We start from the raw sequence: 1,854 nt of genomic DNA on the forward strand, positions 1-1,854 counted from the left end.
GTCCCGCCCCGGGGGCGGGCGCTCCCGTCCCCGCCTCCCGGAGCCGCGTCCCGACGCACCAGGGCCGCGTAGCGCCCGCCGAGGGCGAGAAGCTCCCCGTGGGTACCGCGTTCCACGATGCGCCCCTCATCCAGCACGACGATCAGATCGGCGTCCCGGATGGTGGAGAGCCGGTGGGCGATGGTGATGGTGGTGCGGGTGGCCGAGAGTTCGTCCAGCGCCCGCTGGACGGCTCGTTCGGTACGGGTGTCCAGGGCGCTGGTGGCCTCGTCGAGGATGAGGACCGGCGGGTCCCGCAGGATGGTGCGGGCCAGGGCGAGCCGCTGCTTCTCCCCGCCGGAGAAGCGGTGACCCCGCTCCCCCACCACCGTGTCGTACCCCTCCGGCAGGGCGGCGATGTGGTCGTGGATCTGTGCCGCGCGCGCGGCCGCCTCCAGTTCGGCGTCCCCGGCACCGGGACGCGCGAAACGGAGGTTGTCGGCGATGGAGGCGTGGAAGAGGTGGGCGTCCTGGGAGACCACCCCGATGTTGCGGGCCAGGGAGGCGAAATCCAGGTCACGGACGTCCACGCCGTCCAGGGTGACCCTGCCCTCGGTGACGTCGTACAGGCGCGGGATCAGGGAACCCAGGGTGCTCTTGCCGCTGCCGGTGGCACCGACCACCGCCAGGGAGCCGCCGGGCGGGACGGTGAGGTGGATGTCGCTCAGCGCCGGCGGGGTGTCCGGGGCGTGGGCGAAGGAGACGTGCTCGAACCGGATCTCGCCGCGGGCCCGCTCGATGCGCCGGGGGTGCTCCGGTTCGGTGATGTCCTCGCGCAGGTCCAGGTACTCGAAGATGCGCTGGAAGAGCGCGAGGGACGCCTGTATGTCCACACCCGTGGACAGCAGGGACACCGAGGGTCGCAGAAGGCCCTGCTGAAGGGTGACGAAGGCCACCAGCGTTCCGATGGAGGGCGGCGTCCCGCCGAGGTGGAAGACGGCCCCGGCGGACCAGTAGAGCAGCGGCGGGATCGCCCCCATGATCATGCCGATAGTGGCCATTCGCCACCGACCGGCCAGGCCGGCGCGCACCTCGAGGTCCACCAGGTGCCGGGACTCGCGTTCGAAGGTGTCGGTGAGGGAGTCGGCCCGTCCCATGGTGCGGCCCAACAGGATGCCGCTGACCGACAGGGACTCGGTGACCAGCGCAGCCATGTGGGCGAGTTGGCGCTGCCGGTGGGCGGTGATGCGCTTGCGTTCCCTCCCCACCCGGCGGGCGATCCAGACGAAGAAGGGCAGCAGCGCGAGGGAGATGAGGGTGAGGCGCCAGTCGAGGGCCAGCATGGCGATGACGGTGGCCACCACCGAGGTGCCGTTGGAGACCAGCGAGGTGGCCGTGGTGGTGACGGTGGCCTGCATGCCACCGATGTCATTGGCGATCCGGGACTGCACCTCGCCGGTGCGGGTGCGGGTGAAGAACGCCAGCGGCATCCGCTGGAGCTTGGCGTAGACACCGGTGCGCAGGTCGTGCATGACCCGCTGGCCCACGCGGGTGGAGATGAGGGTCTGCAGGACTCCGAAGACGCTGCTGGTGACGGCGGCGATGATCATGCCCAGCGCCAGCAGGGTGAGCAGGCCGGTCCGCCGGTCGGGCAGTGCGGTGTCGATGATCTCCCGAAGCAGGAACGGTGAGGCCACGGCGACCAGCGAGGAGGCCCCCACCAGGAGCCCCACCACGGCCAGCCGCCCCCGATAGGGGCGGAAGAGTGCCAGGACGCGGCGCAGCGGCACGGGGGTCGTCGGTTGGGGGAGCACCGGCTCGACGACGGGTCGAACCGGTGGCGTCCCTTCGGTGACGGGAGGGTGCATGGGATCC

General features: G+C 71.5%; 1 protein-coding gene. It reads right to left on the bottom strand.

Annotated elements, in window-relative coordinates:
- Positions 1 to 1,847: ABC transporter ATP-binding protein (locus FNQ90_RS21705; RefSeq protein WP_182607903.1), on the bottom strand; the 1,847-nt coding region annotated here is incomplete at its 3' end.
- Positions 1,848 to 1,854: the final 7 nt, after the last annotated feature.

The sequence above is a fragment of the Streptomyces alkaliphilus genome, assembly GCF_014141535.1.
Taxonomy (GTDB): Bacteria; Actinomycetota; Actinomycetes; order Streptomycetales; family Streptomycetaceae; genus Streptomyces; species Streptomyces alkaliphilus.